The organism is Sphaerisporangium viridialbum (assembly GCF_049674955.1).
Classification (GTDB): domain Bacteria; phylum Actinomycetota; class Actinomycetes; order Streptosporangiales; family Streptosporangiaceae; genus Sphaerisporangium; species Sphaerisporangium viridialbum.
In genome coordinates this window covers 1,599,724-1,613,946 of the sequence record NZ_CP187232.1, presented here as the reverse complement: position 1 = coordinate 1,613,946, position 14,223 = coordinate 1,599,724, and the positions used below count along the sequence as shown (strand labels likewise).

Sequence of the window (14,223 nt, the reverse complement as noted above, 5' to 3'; positions counted from 1 at the left end):
GCCGTGCCTTTCAAGGAGCCCGCTGTGAATGACCTATGTCCCAGGCGACCCTATATCTTGACAGTTAAGCAGGGTCGGCTCGCGCATCGGGTAGGCGTGGAGCAGGTCACGCGCGTGCTCGCGGGCGAGGTTCCAGCCGTTCCACGACTCGGACTCCCCCAGCGCGTCCACGACGGCCATCTTCGACAGCAGGCAGCTACGCGCGGGCTCGGGCAGGCCGGCCACCACCGGTACGGCCTCGGCCCCGAGGTCGCTGAGATAGTCCACGTCGAGCCGCTCGACGCCGCGCTTGTGCAGCTGGGTCTCCGCGACCCGCAGGTCGGGGTTCCAGGCGGCGAAGACCACCAGCGACAGCCCCGTCAGCAGCACCGTCGCGCGCGGGAGCCAGCCGATCCGCCGGCCGCTCAGGCGTATGCCCCCGGCGACCAGGACCAGCGCGAACACCGCGCCCAGCCACCAGATGGTCGCCCCCACCGACGCCCGCAGCCGCGACAGGCCGTAGGCGTCGGTGTAGAGGCCGAGCCGGTGCAGTGCCGAGGCCAGGATCACCAGGGTGAACCCGCAGAGCAGCCCGAGCAGCCCGGCGAGCAGCCAGCGCTCCCTGCCCCTGGGCGCGAGTACCCCGGCGGCCACCGCGACGAGGCCGAGCACGAACACGCTCACCGTGACCAGCTCGAAGAAGCCCGACCTGGCGTACTCCGCGTAGGTCAGCCCCGCCGTCTCCACGACCTTGCGGTTGCCGCCGAAGAGCGTGGTGATCTGCACGCCCACGAATGAGGCGAACAGCAGGTTCAGCGCCACCAGCGGAGTGATCCACAGGGTGCCGCTCACGCTCCCGCGCAGGTTGGGCGCGGCGGGCTCGACCGGCGGCCTCAGGGCGACGAGCGTCGCCGCCCCCACCAGCGCGGCGAACACCACGAACACGAAGATCCGGAACGGCAGGGATGAGGCCCACGCCGGGGCGGTGAACAGGTGCGTGACGAAGGAGGAGAAGACCGCGTCGGCGGAGGCGAACAGCAGCCCGAACACGACGATCAGCACCGCGGTCAGTCCCAGCGCGGCGAGCACGGGACCGACGCGCCGCCGGTTGATCGCCTTCAGCGGCGTCGCGAGGAACCACGGGAGCGGCAGGACCGCGAGGACGACCGACAGGCCTCCCCTGATCACTCCCAGCCAGCCGCGGCCGACTCCCGACACCGCCAGCGCCGCCACCCCGAAGCCGGCGAGCAGCATCGGGGCCACCAGCCAGTCCGCGTCCCTGAACAGGGCGACGGCGACCAGCGCGTACGCCAGGAGGCCGAACGTCGCGGTCCACGGCGTGATCCGGTGACGCGCGGCGGGAAGCACGGCGGCGCCCGCGGCGACGGCCACGAGCACGATCCCGAGCCCAGGCCTGCTGTCCGGCAGCGCGATCGCCGCGAGGAGCCCGACCGCCGCCGCCAGGAACAGCAGCCTGCGGGGCGTCTCGGGCAGGTCGGGACGCGGGAACAGCGGCGGCGGCACGTACTCCGCCACCGGCTGCCCCCCAGCCGGAGAGCCGGTCCCCGGCGGGGAGGCGGACACCGGCCCGTACCCCGGCGGGGAGGCACCCGCCCCGGAGGCGGGCACCGGCCCGGAGGCGGGCACCGGCCCGGAGGCGGGCACCGGCCCGGAGGCCGGCACTGACCCGTACCCCGGCCCTGAGGCGGACACCGGCCCGTACCCGGCGGCGGACACCGGCCCGTACCCCGGCCCGGAGGCGGATACCGACCCGGAGGCGGGCGCCGGCGCGTATCTCGGCTGGGGTACGGGCCGGCCGTGGGCGGTCGCGGCTCCGAGGCGGGCGCCCAGCACCGCCCCTCCCACCGTGAAGAGCAGCATCGTGGCCAGCCCGTAGAGCCCGCCGAAGAAGAACCCCATGAAGAACGCCGCGCACAGCCCCACGACGAACCCGCAGACGAGCCCCAGCAGTCCGCCCGCGACCCCGGCGCCCAGCCCCGAAGGCACCCCCGGGGCCACGGGCGCGGCCAGGGACGGGGACGGGGACGGGGACGGGGCGGGGGCCGAGGAGGCGGCGACGCGGACATTCGAGACCACGGTGTCCGGCTCCGCTCCGGCCTCCCACCGGATCGGACCGCCGCCTCGGGAATCCGTGCGCGACGCGACACCGGCGTCGTCCTCACTCCGGACGGACATCCCCCCGACACCGACCGGCTCCCTTCCGAGTCCGACCGGCTCCTTTCCAACACCGACCGGCTCCCCTCCGAGTCCGGCCGGGTCCTTTCCAAGTTCGACCGGCTCAGCTCCTACGCCGACCGGCTCCCCTCCGAGCTCGGCCGGGTCCTTTCCGAGTACGACCGGCTCAGCTCCTACGCCGACCGACTCCTTCCCGAGTCCGGCCGGATCCGCTCTGGCTTCGGCCGGCTCGCCGTCGACGCCGACCGGCTCACCGGTGGTACGGGCCGGCTGGGCTCCGGTGGGAGTCGGCTCACTTTCGGTACGGACCCGCTCGCCCCCGTCAGGGAGCGGGTCCTTCCCTGAGTGGCCGAGCTCGGCCGCCACGGGAACCGGCCCGGCCCCGGAAGTTAAGCGCTCTTCATCGGGTAAACGATCTTCGCCACCGCTCGCCGCCGCCTCGCGAACGCGGTCCGGCTCGGGGGCGGAGGGGGTGGCCGTGGCCTTGGCGGGCTGGGAGCCTTCTCGCAGCGGCTCCGGCGCGTCACTCATGACAGTCGTCCTTCCGGGAAGGCCGACCACCATGCGGCAGCCGACCGGGGAGTCGGCGACCCTGATCGAGCCGCCGTGCAGTTCGACGATCTCCTTGACGATGGCGAGGCCCAGGCCCGCGCCGCCCGCGTCGGCCGCCCGCGCGGTGTCGAGGCGGGAGAACCGCTCGAACACCCGTGGGCGCTCCGGCTCGGGGATGCCCGGGCCCTCGTCTGTCACGCTGAGCCGTACGCCCGCCCCCTCGGGCCGTGCTTCGAGCCGGACCAGCCCGCCGGGCGGGCTGTGCCGTACGGCGTTGTCCAGCAGGTTGGCCAGCACCTGGCCGAGCAGCGCGGGGTCGGCCTGGACGCCGAGCCGGGGGGACACCGCGCTCGACAGCGAAACGTCGTCGCGCGCGAGGCTCGCCTCCCGCACGGCCTGGCCACAGAGCGGTCCGAGCTCCACCGGCTCGGGCTCGATGGGCCGGGCTCCGGAGTCCAGCCGCGACAGGTCGAGCAACTGGGCCACCAACCGGCCGAGGCGTTCGGTCTGCGCCAGAGCCGTGCTGAGCGTGGCGAGGTCGGGCGGGGACACACCGTCCACGATGTTCTCCAGCACGGCCTGCAACCCGGTGATGGGCGTGCGCAGCTCGTGGCTCACGTTGGCGACCAGCTCGCGGCGCTGCCGGTCCACCTCGGCGAGGTCGGCCGCCATCGCGTTGAAGGCCCGTGCCAGCTCGCCGACCTCGTCCCTGGACGTGGCCGTGACCCGCATCCCGTACCGCCCCTTGGCGATGGTCTGGGCGGCGGCGGCCATCTCGCGCAGCGGCCCGGTCATGCCCCGGCCGAGCAGCTGGACCGTGCCGAGGCTGAGGAACCCCGCGAGTCCCATGCGCACCGACGGGACGACGCCGAGCGAGCGGCCGTACTCGTTGATGGCGAAGGCCGTGGCGACCGCCAGCAGGATGACCAGCCCGAGCTTGGCCTTGATCCGGCCGAGGAAGTCGAGCGGCCTCACGGCTTGACCAGCGCGTATCCGACGCCGTGGACCGTGCGGACGATGCCCGCGCCGAGCTTGCGGCGCAGCGCGCGCACGTGGCTGTCGACCGTGCGGGTGGCGGCGGCCTCCGAGAAGCCCCAGATGTCGGAGAGCAGCCTCTCGCGCTCGAAGACATGGCCAGGACGTTCCGCGAGGCGCCTGAGCAGGTCGAACTCGGTGCGGGTCAGCTGCGCCTCGGCCCCGCGCACGAAAACCCTGCGCTCGGCGGTGTTGATCTCGACGTCGCCGACGCGGATCACCGTGTCCTCGTGGGCGAGCTGGGCCGCCCGTTCGACCCTGCGCAGCAGCGCGTGGATCCTCGCGACGAGCTCGCGCATGCTGAACGGCTTGGTGAGGTAGTCGTCGGCGCCGACGCCGAGCCCGACGAGCAGGTCGGTCTCCTCGCCGAGCGCGGTCAGCATCAGCACCGGGACGGGCCGCGCCGCCTGCATGCGCCGGCACACCTCCACGCCGTCGAGGCCCGGCAGCAGCCTGTCGAGGACGACCAGGTCGGGCTCCGCCCTCGCATAGGCCGCGAGCGCGGCCTCGCCGTCCCCCGCGATGCGGACGTCGAAGCCCTCGGCGACGAGCCGGCTCTGCACGGCCAGCGCGATGGTGCCGTCGTCCTCGACCACGAGAATGCGTCGCTGGTCTGTCACGCACGGAAGCCTAGAACGATCTCGTGCAGACAAACCTGGCTGATATGTGCAGATCCGATGCAGCATTGATTAGCTTGGCCCGTGACGAGATCTCTGGACGTATCCGCCTATCTCCATCGCATCGGACTGGACGAGCCCGCCGGCCCGCCGAGCGTGGAGTCACTGGTGCGGCTGCACACGGCCCACATCGAGCGCGTCCCGTACGAGTACTTCCACATCTGGCTGGGCCACCCGACGACGGTCGACCCGATGGAGTCGGCCGGGCGCGTCCTCCGCGGTCGCGGCGGCTACTGTTTCCATCTCAACGGCGCGTTCTCGCTGCTGCTCGCCGAGCTGGGATATGAGGTCACGCGGCACATGGGGGGCGTCCAGAACACCGCGGAGAGCCCGGCGGGCGCCGCCGGCAACCACCTCGCGCTCACCGTGTCGGGGCTGCCGTCGGCCGAGTGCCCGGACGGCGTCTGGTTCGTCGACCTCGGCCTGGGCGACGGGATCCACGCGCCGCTCCCCCTGGTCGAGGGCGTCCACCGGCAGGGGCCCTTCGTGTACGGCCTGCGGCCTTCCGAGGCCGAGCCGGGGGGCTGGCGGTTCGACCACGATCCGCGCGGCAGCTTCCTGGGATTCGACTTCCGGCGAGGCGCCGTGCCGATGTCGGCTTTCACGGAGAAACACCACTTCCTGTCGACCTCGCCGGAGTCCGGCTTCCGGCAGGTGCTGAGCGTGCAGCGGCGCGACGCCGCGGGGGTCGACTCCCTGCGCGGGCTGGTCCTCACCCGGCTCGGCTCCGAGGAGGGGACGTCGATCCTGCCGAGCCACCGCGACTACTACGAGGCTCTCGCCGACGTCTTCGGGCTGCACCTGGAGGACGTCACCCCACAGGAGAAGGCCGGTCTGTGGCGGCGGCTGAACGAGGCGCACGAGAAGTGGCTCGCCGGCTCATCCTGAACGAGGCCGGCTCGGCCTGAGGGCCCGGAACGGTTCGCGTCCACCGCTCCGGGCCCCCGCCGGGGGATCAGCAGGCGATCGGCGAGGAGCCGAACGCGACGTCGTCGAACCAGAGCGTGTCCGCGTCACCGCCGTAGCTCTCCCAGCCGAGGCGCAGGGTCGCCGGGCGCGGCGGCGTCGTACGGCTGAGCCACTGCGAGTCGACGTCCCGGGTGGGCGTCTGGTCCAGGTGCAGGCCGGCGACCTCCTGGTTGTCCACCCACGTGCTCATGGCCTGCTTGGTGGTGTCGATCTGGTAGCGCAGGCAGACCCAGCGGCCGGTGGGCAGCGGCGTGCTCAGCCCGACGCCCGTGGGGCTCTGCTCGGGCAGGGTCGCGTCGTCGGACTCGCGGTTCCACTGCAGGGCGCTGTTCTGCCCGCCGATGCGCAGGTCCTTGTTGCCGTTGGCGGCGTCGGCCATCGTGATCATGGTGACGTGCGAGGGGGGAAGGGCGGTGGTGTGCCTGACCCACATCCGCGCGTACACCACGGGCCCGACCGTGGAGACGTTCTTGGTGGTGCCGACGAAGATGTGGTTGCAGTAGCCGCCTCCGCCGTTCACCCGCAGGGACTTGGTGCCGCTGTGCGCGGTGGAGGAGTCGATGGCGGCCGTGCCGCTGCCCTGGCAGTTGGGCGCCACGACCTGCCAGTCACCGCTGGGCGTGGAGGACGCCTGGTCGTCGAACCCTGAGCAGACCACGGCCCCCGAGCAGCCGCCGGGCGCCGAGGGCGTGGGCGTCGGAGTAGGCGTCGGGGTCGGGGTCGGGGTGGGGGTCGGGGTGGGCGTCGGGGTGGGCGTCGGGGTGACGGTCGGAGTCGGGGTGACGGTGGGGGTGGGCGTCGGCGTGCCGGTGCCGTTGCAGGGGACGCCGTTGACGGTGAAGGCCGCCGGCACCGGGTTCGACGCCGCCCACGTGCCCTGGAAGCCGAAGTCGGTGGCCCCGCCGGTCGCCAGCGAGCCGTTGTACGCCAGGTTGACGGCGCTCACGGCGGCCCCGGTCTGGGTGAGCTTCGCGTTCCACGCCGAGGTGACCTTCTGGTCACCGCCGAAGGTCCACCGGAGATCCCAGCCCGAGATCGCCGGACCCAGGTTGGTCACCTTGACCGAGGCGGTGAACCCGCCGCTCCACTGGTTGACGCTGTAGTCCACCCGGCAGCCGGGGTCCGCCGCCGAGGCGGCCCGGGCCGGCAGGAGCACGGCGACGACGGCGGCCAGCGCGGCGACGACGGCGAGGATCTCTCGCGTCGCACTCGGCCGGCCCGGCCGCGGGGGCACGGGTCTCGGCAAGGGAGACGGACGGCCGGGGACGGGAGCACTCATGGATTCGCTCGCTTTCTACAGTGAGGAGTGGGAGCGCTCCCACACGCCGGACCGGGATCGCTCTGCTGCGCTCGACCGCCGATGGTTCTCCGCGCGTGTCCAGGTGTCAACGACGACGCCGCTTCTCGGTCACCGACCTCGGACGGCGCGGAAACGAGCTGAATCTTTCACCTCAGAGCTGCTCGCGTAGATCGCGCTTGAGGATCTTGCCCACGGCGTTGCGCGGCAGGCCCTCCACGATCTCCAGGCGCTCGGGGAGCTTGTAGGAGGCGATGCCCCTCTCCTTGAGGAAGTCCACGAGCGATGGCAGATCGACGTCGTCCCGTGGCGCGACGACCGCGCAGACCCGTTCGCCCAGCACCTCGTCCGGATAGCCGACGACCGCCACCTCCACGACGGCCGGGTGCCCGGCCAGCAGGGCCTCCAGCTCGGCGGGGGCGATGTTCACGCCGCCCCGGATGATCAGATCCCTCGCGCGGTCGACGTACCGCAGGTAGCGGCCGCCGGGGCCGTCGATCTCGAACACGTCGCCCGTGACCAGGTAGCCGTCCTCGTCGAAGGGGTCCGCGGCGGCGGTGCCCGCGAGATAGCCGGCGAAGACGGTAGGCCCCGACAGGTGCAGCTCTCCCGGCCGGCCGGGCTCGGTGATCTCCTCGCCCGAGACGGGGTCCACCAGCTTCACGCGGGTGGCGGCGAGGGTCCCGGGCCAGGCGCCTCCGGGGACGCCCGGCCGCGGGAAGAACCGTGCGCGCTCTTCGGGGTCCGGGATGTTCACCGGATCGGAGAGCAGCGCGATGCCCTCGTTGGAGCCGAAGAAGTTGATGACCGCGATGCCGTGCCGCTCCTGCCACCCCTTCACCATCCACGGAGGGAGCGGCGCGGAGCCGGAGCCGATGCGCGTCAGCGAGGAGATGTCGTACCGCTCCAGCATCTCGGGGTTCCGCAGCAGCATCGTGAGCAGCGCGGGCGGGGCGAGGGTGTAGGTGACCCGTTCCTCGGTGATCTGGTCGAGGTAGCCGAGCAGGTCGAACGGGTGGTGCTGGACCATCCGGAACCCGGTGCGCAGCCAGGGCAGGAAGACGCCCCCGATGCCGGCCATGTTGACCATCGGGAACGGGTTGAGCACCACGTCGTCCCCGGTCAGCGAGGGCGCGGCGGTGGTGTTCGACTCGACGGCGAACCAGTCGTAGTGGCAGCGGGGCACGCCCTTGGGCGTCGCCTCGGTACCCGAGGTCCAGCAGATGGTCACGCAGTCGTTCGGGTCGGTTTCGAGGCCCTTGAGGTGCGCGGCGAGCATGGCCGGGTCGGCGATCGCGATCTCCAGGTCCCCGGCGGGATCGCCCCAGGCCAGCACGATCGGGGGCGCGGGCACTTCGAGCCTCCGGACGATCTCGGCGTTGTCCCGGTCGCCGACGCGCTCGGCCGTGACGAACACCTTGACCGCCGCCAGCCTGATGACCTGCGCCAGCTCGTACTCGCGGTACTGCACCGGCAGGGGGGTGACCACGGCGCCGATCCTGGCCACTGCGAGGAACGTCACCGCGAGCTCCACGCTGTTCGGGAGCTGGACCGCGACCACATCGCCCTGGAGGACACCGGCCTCCAGCAGGACCGCGGCGATCCTGTCGGCCTCCGCGCCGAGCTGGGCCCAGGTCAGCCGCCGGACCGGGCCGTCCATCAGGCTGGGCTTGTTGAGCGGGTCGACGATCGCGACGGCCTCCGGCCGCGCGCTGACCTGCCCCCTGAACAGCCGGTCGACGGTGTCGCCGGTCCACCATCCACCCGAGGTGAAGCGCTCGACCTGCTGTGGGGGGTGCAGCCTCATCGCGACTCCCATCGTGGATGGAGCGACACTACGAAGACAGAAGCCAGCCGGTCAATGGCGGGCGGGCAGATCCTCGCCGGAGGCGGCCGGGACGGGCGGGGGCCGCAGGTGCTCCGGCACGTTGAAGCGGATCTCCCTGCGCTCCAGCGGCCGCTCGCAGGCCCGGCACAGCAGCACGGGCCGCAACGCCGCGCCGCAGGGCCTGTGCGTGATGGTCGGGCCGGACCCTTCAGGAGCCGGCAGCTCCCGCTGCGCCCAGTCGGCGAGGAAGGCGAAGACCTCGAAGAAGGCGAGCCCCTTGTCGGTGAGCCGGTAGAGCCGGTACGAGTCGGTCTGGAGCACGCCGAGCTCGACGAACCGCTTGAGCCGCTCGGTGAGCACCGACGGCGCGATGCCCAGCTCGCCCTGGAAGTCGATGAAGCGCCTGATGCCGAGGAAGGCCGCCGCCAGGATCGTCGTGCTCCAGCGGTCGCCGAGGATCTCCATCGAGTGCGGGCAGTAGCCGAGGAAGTCGGTCCGGTCGTCGACGCGCACGGTGCGGCGATGGTGGCGAGCCACCCCGGCGCGGGCGAACGTCGCGAACGGGCCGCGCTCGGCGTGCGTGTCCCGTGCGCTCATCGGCCTGCGGCACGTTCCACAGGCGAGGTACGGCCGCGCGTCGTTCCCGCACGTTTCGTGGGTCGGCGTGAGCAGGTCGGGCCGGTCGGCCCAGTCGCGCTCCCAGCTGTGGATCGCCACGAGGAACGCCCACAGCCGCAGGCCCCTGCCGGTCAGCCGGTACTCGTAGCGGATGCGGCCGTCGCGGTAGGCCGCGGGCTCGAAGATGCCGTGCCTGACCAGCTCCTTGAGCCGGGCCGCGAGCACAGACTCGGAGATGCCGAGCTCGTCGCGCCACGCGGCGAAGGTGCGGATGCGAAGAAGGAAGGCCCGCTGGAGTATCAGCAGGACCCATCGGTCGCCGAGGATGCCGAGCGCGCGCCCTATGGCGCTGAGATCCGCGCTGTCGTGATCGCGGCCTCCGGCCCCGCCCTTCCCCACCCCCGCCATGACCGGCGACTCCTTCGTCTCCACCGCGCCGACTCTGAACAGCGCCCCCGGCGGGGGCCTGGCCGGCGCGTTGACCAGCTGACTTTTTCAATCGTAGTTTCCAGTGATGAGGGAACAGCCCACGGCGGTCGCGACGGTGATGGACGAGTCGGGCGAGCCGAACCCGTACCTCCTCGGCGTCTACGCGCCGGTCCACGACGAGATCACCTCCGGCGACCTGAAGGTCGTCGGCGAGATCCCCCGCGACCTGAACGGCGTCTACCTGCGCAACGGCCCCAACGCGCGCTATCCGATGCGGGGCCGATACCACTGGTTCGACGGCGACGGCATGGTGCACGCCGTGCACTTCGAGAACGGCCGCGCGCGGTACCGGAACCGCTACGTGCGCACCCGCGCCTTCGAGGCGGAGTCCGACGCCGGGAGGTCGCTGTGGAGCGGCGTCATGGAGAGTCCGAAGGGCAACCCGTTCGGCAACACCCGGGGACTCGACCTGAAGGACTCCGCGAACACCGATGTGATCTTCCACCGGGGCAGGGTGCTGGCGACGTGGTACCTGTGCGGCTCGCCGTACTCGCTCGACCCGCTCTCGCTGGAGACCCTCGGCGCCGAGACGTTCCTGAACACGCTGACGGGCGACGTCATGGCCCATCCGAAGGTGGACGAGCGCACGGGTGAGCTGTTCTGGTTCGACTACGGGCCGCGCGAGCCGTACCTCCGGTACGGGGTGGTCGGCGCGGAGGGCACTGTCGAGCACTGCGTGGAGCTGGACCTCCCCGGAGCGCGGCTGCCGCACGACATGGCGATCACCGAGAACCACGCGATCCTGATGGACCTGCCGCTCTACCAGGACCTCGGCGCCGCGCGGCGGGGAAGGTACAAGCTGACCTTCGACCGCGAGCTGCCCTCGCGCTTCGGCGTCATCCCGCGCCGGGGCCTCGCGCACGAGATCCGCTGGTTCGAGGCCAAGCCCTGCTACATCTACCACGTGGTCAACGCCTGGGAGTCCGGGGACGAGATCACCATGGACGTCTGCCGGGTGTCGCGCCCGGCGCCCAGCGGCGACGGCGGCCCACTGGCGCGCATGCTGTCGTACCTCAAGCTCGACGCCCGGATGTACCGGTACCGCTTCGACCTGCGCACCGGGCGGACCTCGGAGGGGTTCGTGGACGAGGGCCACAACACGGAGTTCCCGTCGATCGACGCCCGCCAAACCGGATATATCACGCGATATGCGTACAACGTGTCCGTGATGGACGCCGACACCAACCTGTTCGACGGGCTGGTCCGCTATGACAACGTGACCGGCGAGAAGCAGGCGCACCGCTTCGGCGAGCACCGCTACGGCAGCGAGGCGCCGTACGCCCCCCGCGACGGCGCGACCGGCGAGGACGACGGCTATCTGGTCACCTTCGTGACCGACGAGCGCGAGGGCACCTCGGAGGTGCAGGTCCTCTCCGCTTCCGACCTGGCGGCGGGGCCGATCGCGCGGGTGCTGATCCCCCAGCGCGTGCCGCTCGGCTTCCACGCGACCTGGGTCAGATCAGACCAGCTCCGATGAGCCGTTGACCAAGCAGATACGCATATGACTCACAAAACGGAATCAAGTGGAAGTGGTGAGGAGTGTCCAGTATGAGGTTGACTAAGCGTCTCGCAAGGACAGTGTCGGGGGCATGCCGTACGAGGCACTACGGCTCCCCCGGGCTATGGCAGGAGCATTACACATGAGGCTCAGCGTCTCCCTCGGGCTGTGGCAGGACCGCCCGGCGGGCGAGGCGGTTCGGACCGCTCGGATCGCGGACGAGCTCGGCTACCCCGAGGTATGGGTCGGCGAGATGGCGACGTACGACGCCTTCGCCCTCGCCACGGCGATCGGCGCGAGTGACGGCCGGGCCGCGCTCACGGTGGGGCCGCTGGCGGTGAGCGTGCGGGACCCCATGATGATCGCGATGGGAGCCGCCTCGGTCGCTGAGCTCACCGGCAGGCGGGTCAACGTCGCGCTCGGCACCTCCAGCCCCACGGTCGTCGAGGAGTGGCACGGCCGGTCCAGGAGCGGTTCGGGCACGGCGCTGCGCGAGGCCGTCCAGGCGCTGCGCCCGCTGCTCGACGGGGAGAGGTCCGACTTCTCGGGCGCCCGGGTCTCCAGCAAGGGCTACCGGCTGCGGCTGCCCGCTCCCCGGTCCGAGCTCACCGTCGCCGCCTTCGGTCCCGCCGCGGTCGCCACTGCCGCGCTCGCGGACCGCATGGTGCTCAATCTTCTCACCCCCGCCTCCGCCGCCCGTCTGATCACCGACCTGCGCCTGCTCACGCCCACCACGCGGGTCGCCGCCTGGGTGACGGCCGCGGTGGACCCCGGCCCGGCCGCGATCGAGCAGATCAGGCGGGGCGTGGTGCCCTACCTCGCCGCGCCGGGGTACGGCGAGATGTTCGCCGAGGCCGGCTTCGAGGACGTGGTGCGGTACGCCAGGACCCAGCCGCACCCGCGCGAGCTGCTCGCCAAGATCCCGGACGCTCTGCTGGAGTCGGTCGCGCTGATCGGCGACTCGGTGGAGATCATGGACCGGCTGGACGCGTACGCTGAGGCGGGTGTGGACGAGGTCGCGCTCGTGCCCGTCAGCACCGACGCCGACCCCTGCGGCGAGGCGACGCTCAAGGCCCTCGCCGACTAGCCACCGCCGGCACCTGCGACGCCGCCACGCGAAAGGAACTCCCGCCGGAGGGCCAGACGTTGTAGGGACGACGCAGAATGGGCGGTGGGGACCACCCCCGCTCGGCGAAGAGAAAGGCCCGGCCATGTCGCCACTCGCAAAGTATTACGTGGGCGCGGGGATCGCCTCCGTACTCGCCCTTCTCGTGCTGCCGTCCCTGGTCGCATGGATCCTGGTGCTGGCCGTGCTGGCCGGGCCCGTGGTCGTGTACTTCATGCTGGACGAATCGCAGCGTGCCCGGCTCAAGCGGATCCGGCGGCGCCAGATCGGCGGCTGATCGCCGGCACGACGACCGCGTGAGCGGACGGGACGACCGTCCGCCCACGCGGTCGTCCGCGCTCGGCCGACTGTGCGGTGCGGGTGCGCGTGCTCGCCGTGCGGTCAGGCGGGAGCGACGGCGACCTGCTCCTGCACGCGCTGGGTCACCTTGCGCTCGATCATGAACGACAGGAACGGGATGGTGCCGGCCAGCAGCACTCCCAGGATGTACGGCCAGGACCAGCGTGCCTTGAGACCCAGGTTGAGCGCGGTCAGGAGATACACGGCGTAGATGAAGCCGTGCACGGGGCCGACGACGGCCACGGGCGTGGCGTTGTCGAAGGCGTACTTCACGACCATGGCCGCCACGAGCGCGAGCAGCATGCAGCCGACGATGTAGGCCATCACCCGGAAGGGCTTGAGCGCGGATTCCACGATGATCTTTACCTCGCTTGGAGAGCGGTCACCACACGATATCCGGGCATGGGGGTGGTCAGCCCTGCGGGGACGGGCTGAGCTCCGGAGCCGCGCCGCCGCCCGCCCGCTCTGTGCGCACCGTGTCTCGCACGAAGTGGAACCACATGAACACGGCGAACGCCGCGAAGATCCACCACTGGGCGGCGTAGGCGAGGTTCCGCCAGGTGAAGCCGCCGCCCTCGGTGGGCGGCGGGACGTCCACCAGGCGGGGGGCCGATGCCGGGGAGACCGGCGCCGTGGCCACCACGAACCCGTCCTGGAGCCGGACGCCCCGCCAGACGTTGATCAGCTCTGCCGTCGAGACGGTGGCCACCTGGCCCGCCGGGAGCGGGGAGGTACGCCTCCTGGCGAAGTCGGTGGGCTCGGACGGCTGGAGCCGCCCGCTCACGCTCACCGTCCCTGTGGGTACGACCGTCGCGGGGTCGGCTGGAGAGGCGACCCACCCGCGCACGACGGGCACCAGAGTGCCATCGGCCAGCTCCAGGGGGGTCAGCAGCCAGTAGCCGGCGTCCTTGCTCGCGCCGCCGCCGGACTCCACGGTCGGCGCGCGCTCCGCCACCAGCAGCTGCCGTGAGGCGTCGAACGTGCCCTGCGCGGTCACCCTGCGGCTGATCGCCGGAACCGGCACGCGCTTGCCCGCCTCGACGAGCGTGGAGAGCGCGACCGGCGCCGGATCCATCACGGCGTGGGGACGGCCGGACTCCTCGAAGACTCCCAGCTGCCATCGCCCGAGAAAGGTGAACGAGATCAGCACCCCGATCGTCACCAGGTGGAGGCCCACGAGGCGGGGCGAGAACAACGTCCGGAGCATGCCCCCACGCTATCCGCCCGGCCCCGTGGTCCCGCCTCCGGTCCTGCTCAGGCACGGCGGGCACGGCGTCCTGGGGAAAGGTTCCCCGGCCTGAGGCCGAAGTGGCATAAACAGCGTCAAGTCACCTCCGGGGTCGATAAAGTCGTGGCCATGTCAGAACCTCAGATTGACCCTGCGGGAAACACCCAGCAGTTCAAGGCCTTCGCCCAGCGCCAGGAGCCCGAGCCCGTCGCGCCGCAACGGTCCTACCTGGTGCCCGCGATCGCCGTGGTCGCCGCCGTCATCGTCGTCGCCGTGGTCGTCTTCCTGCTCCTCCGGTAGGACCCGGCCGGTCGTAGACGCCCGCGCCGTCGGCCTCGTGCCGTCGGCGCTTTTTCCCGTGCCCGGAAATATCCTGATACGGCCTACTCAAG

12 protein-coding genes are annotated in these 14,223 nt (G+C 71.7%); 5 read left to right on the top strand and 7 right to left on the bottom strand.

The genetic code is table 11. The features are described from left to right. Positions 1-33 precede the first annotated feature (33 nt). The gene (locus ACOZ38_RS07525; protein WP_424529383.1) at positions 34-3,702 is read right to left on the bottom strand and encodes a DUF4153 domain-containing protein; all 3,669 of its coding nucleotides are present in this window, start codon (positions 3,700-3,702) and stop codon (positions 34-36) included. Then, a complete protein-coding gene (locus ACOZ38_RS07520) occupies positions 3,699-4,358 on the bottom strand; it encodes a response regulator transcription factor (RefSeq protein WP_405152244.1) in 660 nt (219 codons plus the stop codon). Before ACOZ38_RS07520 ends, ACOZ38_RS07525 begins: the two co-directional genes overlap by 4 nt. Before the next feature lie 105 nt (positions 4,359-4,463). Between ACOZ38_RS07520 and ACOZ38_RS07515 the strand changes: the two genes are divergently transcribed. Next, entirely contained in the window at positions 4,464-5,327 is an 864-nt protein-coding gene (locus ACOZ38_RS07515) for an arylamine N-acetyltransferase family protein (RefSeq protein WP_424529382.1), read from the top strand. Between the two features lie 67 nt (positions 5,328-5,394). On the opposite strand, the gene ACOZ38_RS07510 is transcribed toward ACOZ38_RS07515, so the two are convergent. From ACOZ38_RS07510 to ACOZ38_RS07500, 3 genes are all read right to left on the bottom strand, one after another. Beyond that, the gene (locus ACOZ38_RS07510; RefSeq protein ID WP_424529381.1) at positions 5,395-6,687 is read right to left on the bottom strand and encodes a cellulose-binding domain-containing protein; all 1,293 of its coding nucleotides are present in this window, start codon (positions 6,685-6,687) and stop codon (positions 5,395-5,397) included. 172 nt (positions 6,688-6,859) lie between these two features. Continuing rightward, positions 6,860-8,512 (bottom strand): class I adenylate-forming enzyme family protein, encoded by a 1,653-nt coding sequence (locus ACOZ38_RS07505; RefSeq protein ID WP_424529380.1) that lies wholly within the window; start codon positions 8,510-8,512, stop codon positions 6,860-6,862. A 51-nt stretch (positions 8,513-8,563) separates the two neighbouring features. After that, positions 8,564-9,583: a winged helix-turn-helix transcriptional regulator gene (locus ACOZ38_RS07500; RefSeq protein ID WP_424529379.1), complete on the bottom strand. Its 1,020-nt coding sequence runs from the start codon at positions 9,581-9,583 to the stop codon at positions 8,564-8,566. Between the two features lie 82 nt (positions 9,584-9,665). Between ACOZ38_RS07500 and ACOZ38_RS07495 the strand changes: the two genes are divergently transcribed. The 3 genes from ACOZ38_RS07495 to ACOZ38_RS07485 all read left to right on the top strand — a co-directional run bounded on the left by ACOZ38_RS07495 (position 9,666) and on the right by ACOZ38_RS07485 (position 12,541). After that, positions 9,666-11,117: a carotenoid oxygenase family protein gene (locus tag ACOZ38_RS07495; protein ID WP_424529378.1), complete on the top strand. Its 1,452-nt coding sequence runs from the start codon at positions 9,666-9,668 to the stop codon at positions 11,115-11,117. A gap of 163 nt (positions 11,118-11,280) precedes the next feature. Next, on the top strand, positions 11,281-12,225 hold the full coding sequence (locus tag ACOZ38_RS07490; protein WP_424529377.1) for an LLM class F420-dependent oxidoreductase: 945 nt from the start codon (positions 11,281-11,283) through the stop codon (positions 12,223-12,225). Positions 12,226-12,349: 124 nt separating this feature from the next. After that, positions 12,350-12,541: a hypothetical protein gene (locus ACOZ38_RS07485; RefSeq protein WP_405144981.1), complete on the top strand. Its 192-nt coding sequence runs from the start codon at positions 12,350-12,352 to the stop codon at positions 12,539-12,541. 104 nt (positions 12,542-12,645) lie between these two features. Here ACOZ38_RS07485 and ACOZ38_RS07480 read toward each other — a convergent pair whose 3' ends face one another. Together ACOZ38_RS07480 and ACOZ38_RS07475 are read right to left on the bottom strand one after the other, a co-directional pair. Beyond that, entirely contained in the window at positions 12,646-12,957 is a 312-nt protein-coding gene (locus ACOZ38_RS07480; protein ID WP_424529376.1) for a DUF3817 domain-containing protein, read from the bottom strand. Between the two features lie 58 nt (positions 12,958-13,015). After that, on the bottom strand, positions 13,016-13,810 hold the full coding sequence (locus ACOZ38_RS07475; protein ID WP_424529375.1) for an SURF1 family protein: 795 nt from the start codon (positions 13,808-13,810) through the stop codon (positions 13,016-13,018). 150 nt (positions 13,811-13,960) lie between these two features. Here ACOZ38_RS07475 and ACOZ38_RS07470 point away from each other — a divergent pair, with 150 nt between their 5' ends. Continuing rightward, complete coding sequence (locus ACOZ38_RS07470) at positions 13,961-14,131, top strand: hypothetical protein (protein ID WP_363915995.1); 171 nt, start codon at positions 13,961-13,963, stop codon at positions 14,129-14,131. Positions 14,132-14,223 lie beyond the last annotated feature (92 nt).

What these genes read in the sequence shown, in the direction of transcription:
- ACOZ38_RS07510 (WP_424529381.1), bottom strand. Translation starts at nt 6,687, where the DNA reads ATGAGTGCTCCCGTCCCCGGCCGTCCGTCTCCCTTGCCGAGACCCGTG.
- ACOZ38_RS07505 (WP_424529380.1), bottom strand. Translation starts at nt 8,512, where the DNA reads ATGAGGCTGCACCCCCCACAGCAGGTCGAGCGCTTCACCTCGGGTGGA.
- ACOZ38_RS07495 (WP_424529378.1), top strand. Translation starts at nt 9,666, where the DNA reads ATGAGGGAACAGCCCACGGCGGTCGCGACGGTGATGGACGAGTCGGGC.
- ACOZ38_RS07490 (WP_424529377.1), top strand. Translation starts at nt 11,281, where the DNA reads ATGAGGCTCAGCGTCTCCCTCGGGCTGTGGCAGGACCGCCCGGCGGGC.
- ACOZ38_RS07485 (WP_405144981.1), top strand. Translation starts at nt 12,350, where the DNA reads ATGTCGCCACTCGCAAAGTATTACGTGGGCGCGGGGATCGCCTCCGTA.
- ACOZ38_RS07475 (WP_424529375.1), bottom strand. Translation starts at nt 13,810, where the DNA reads ATGCTCCGGACGTTGTTCTCGCCCCGCCTCGTGGGCCTCCACCTGGTG.
- ACOZ38_RS07470 (WP_363915995.1), top strand. Translation starts at nt 13,961, where the DNA reads ATGTCAGAACCTCAGATTGACCCTGCGGGAAACACCCAGCAGTTCAAG.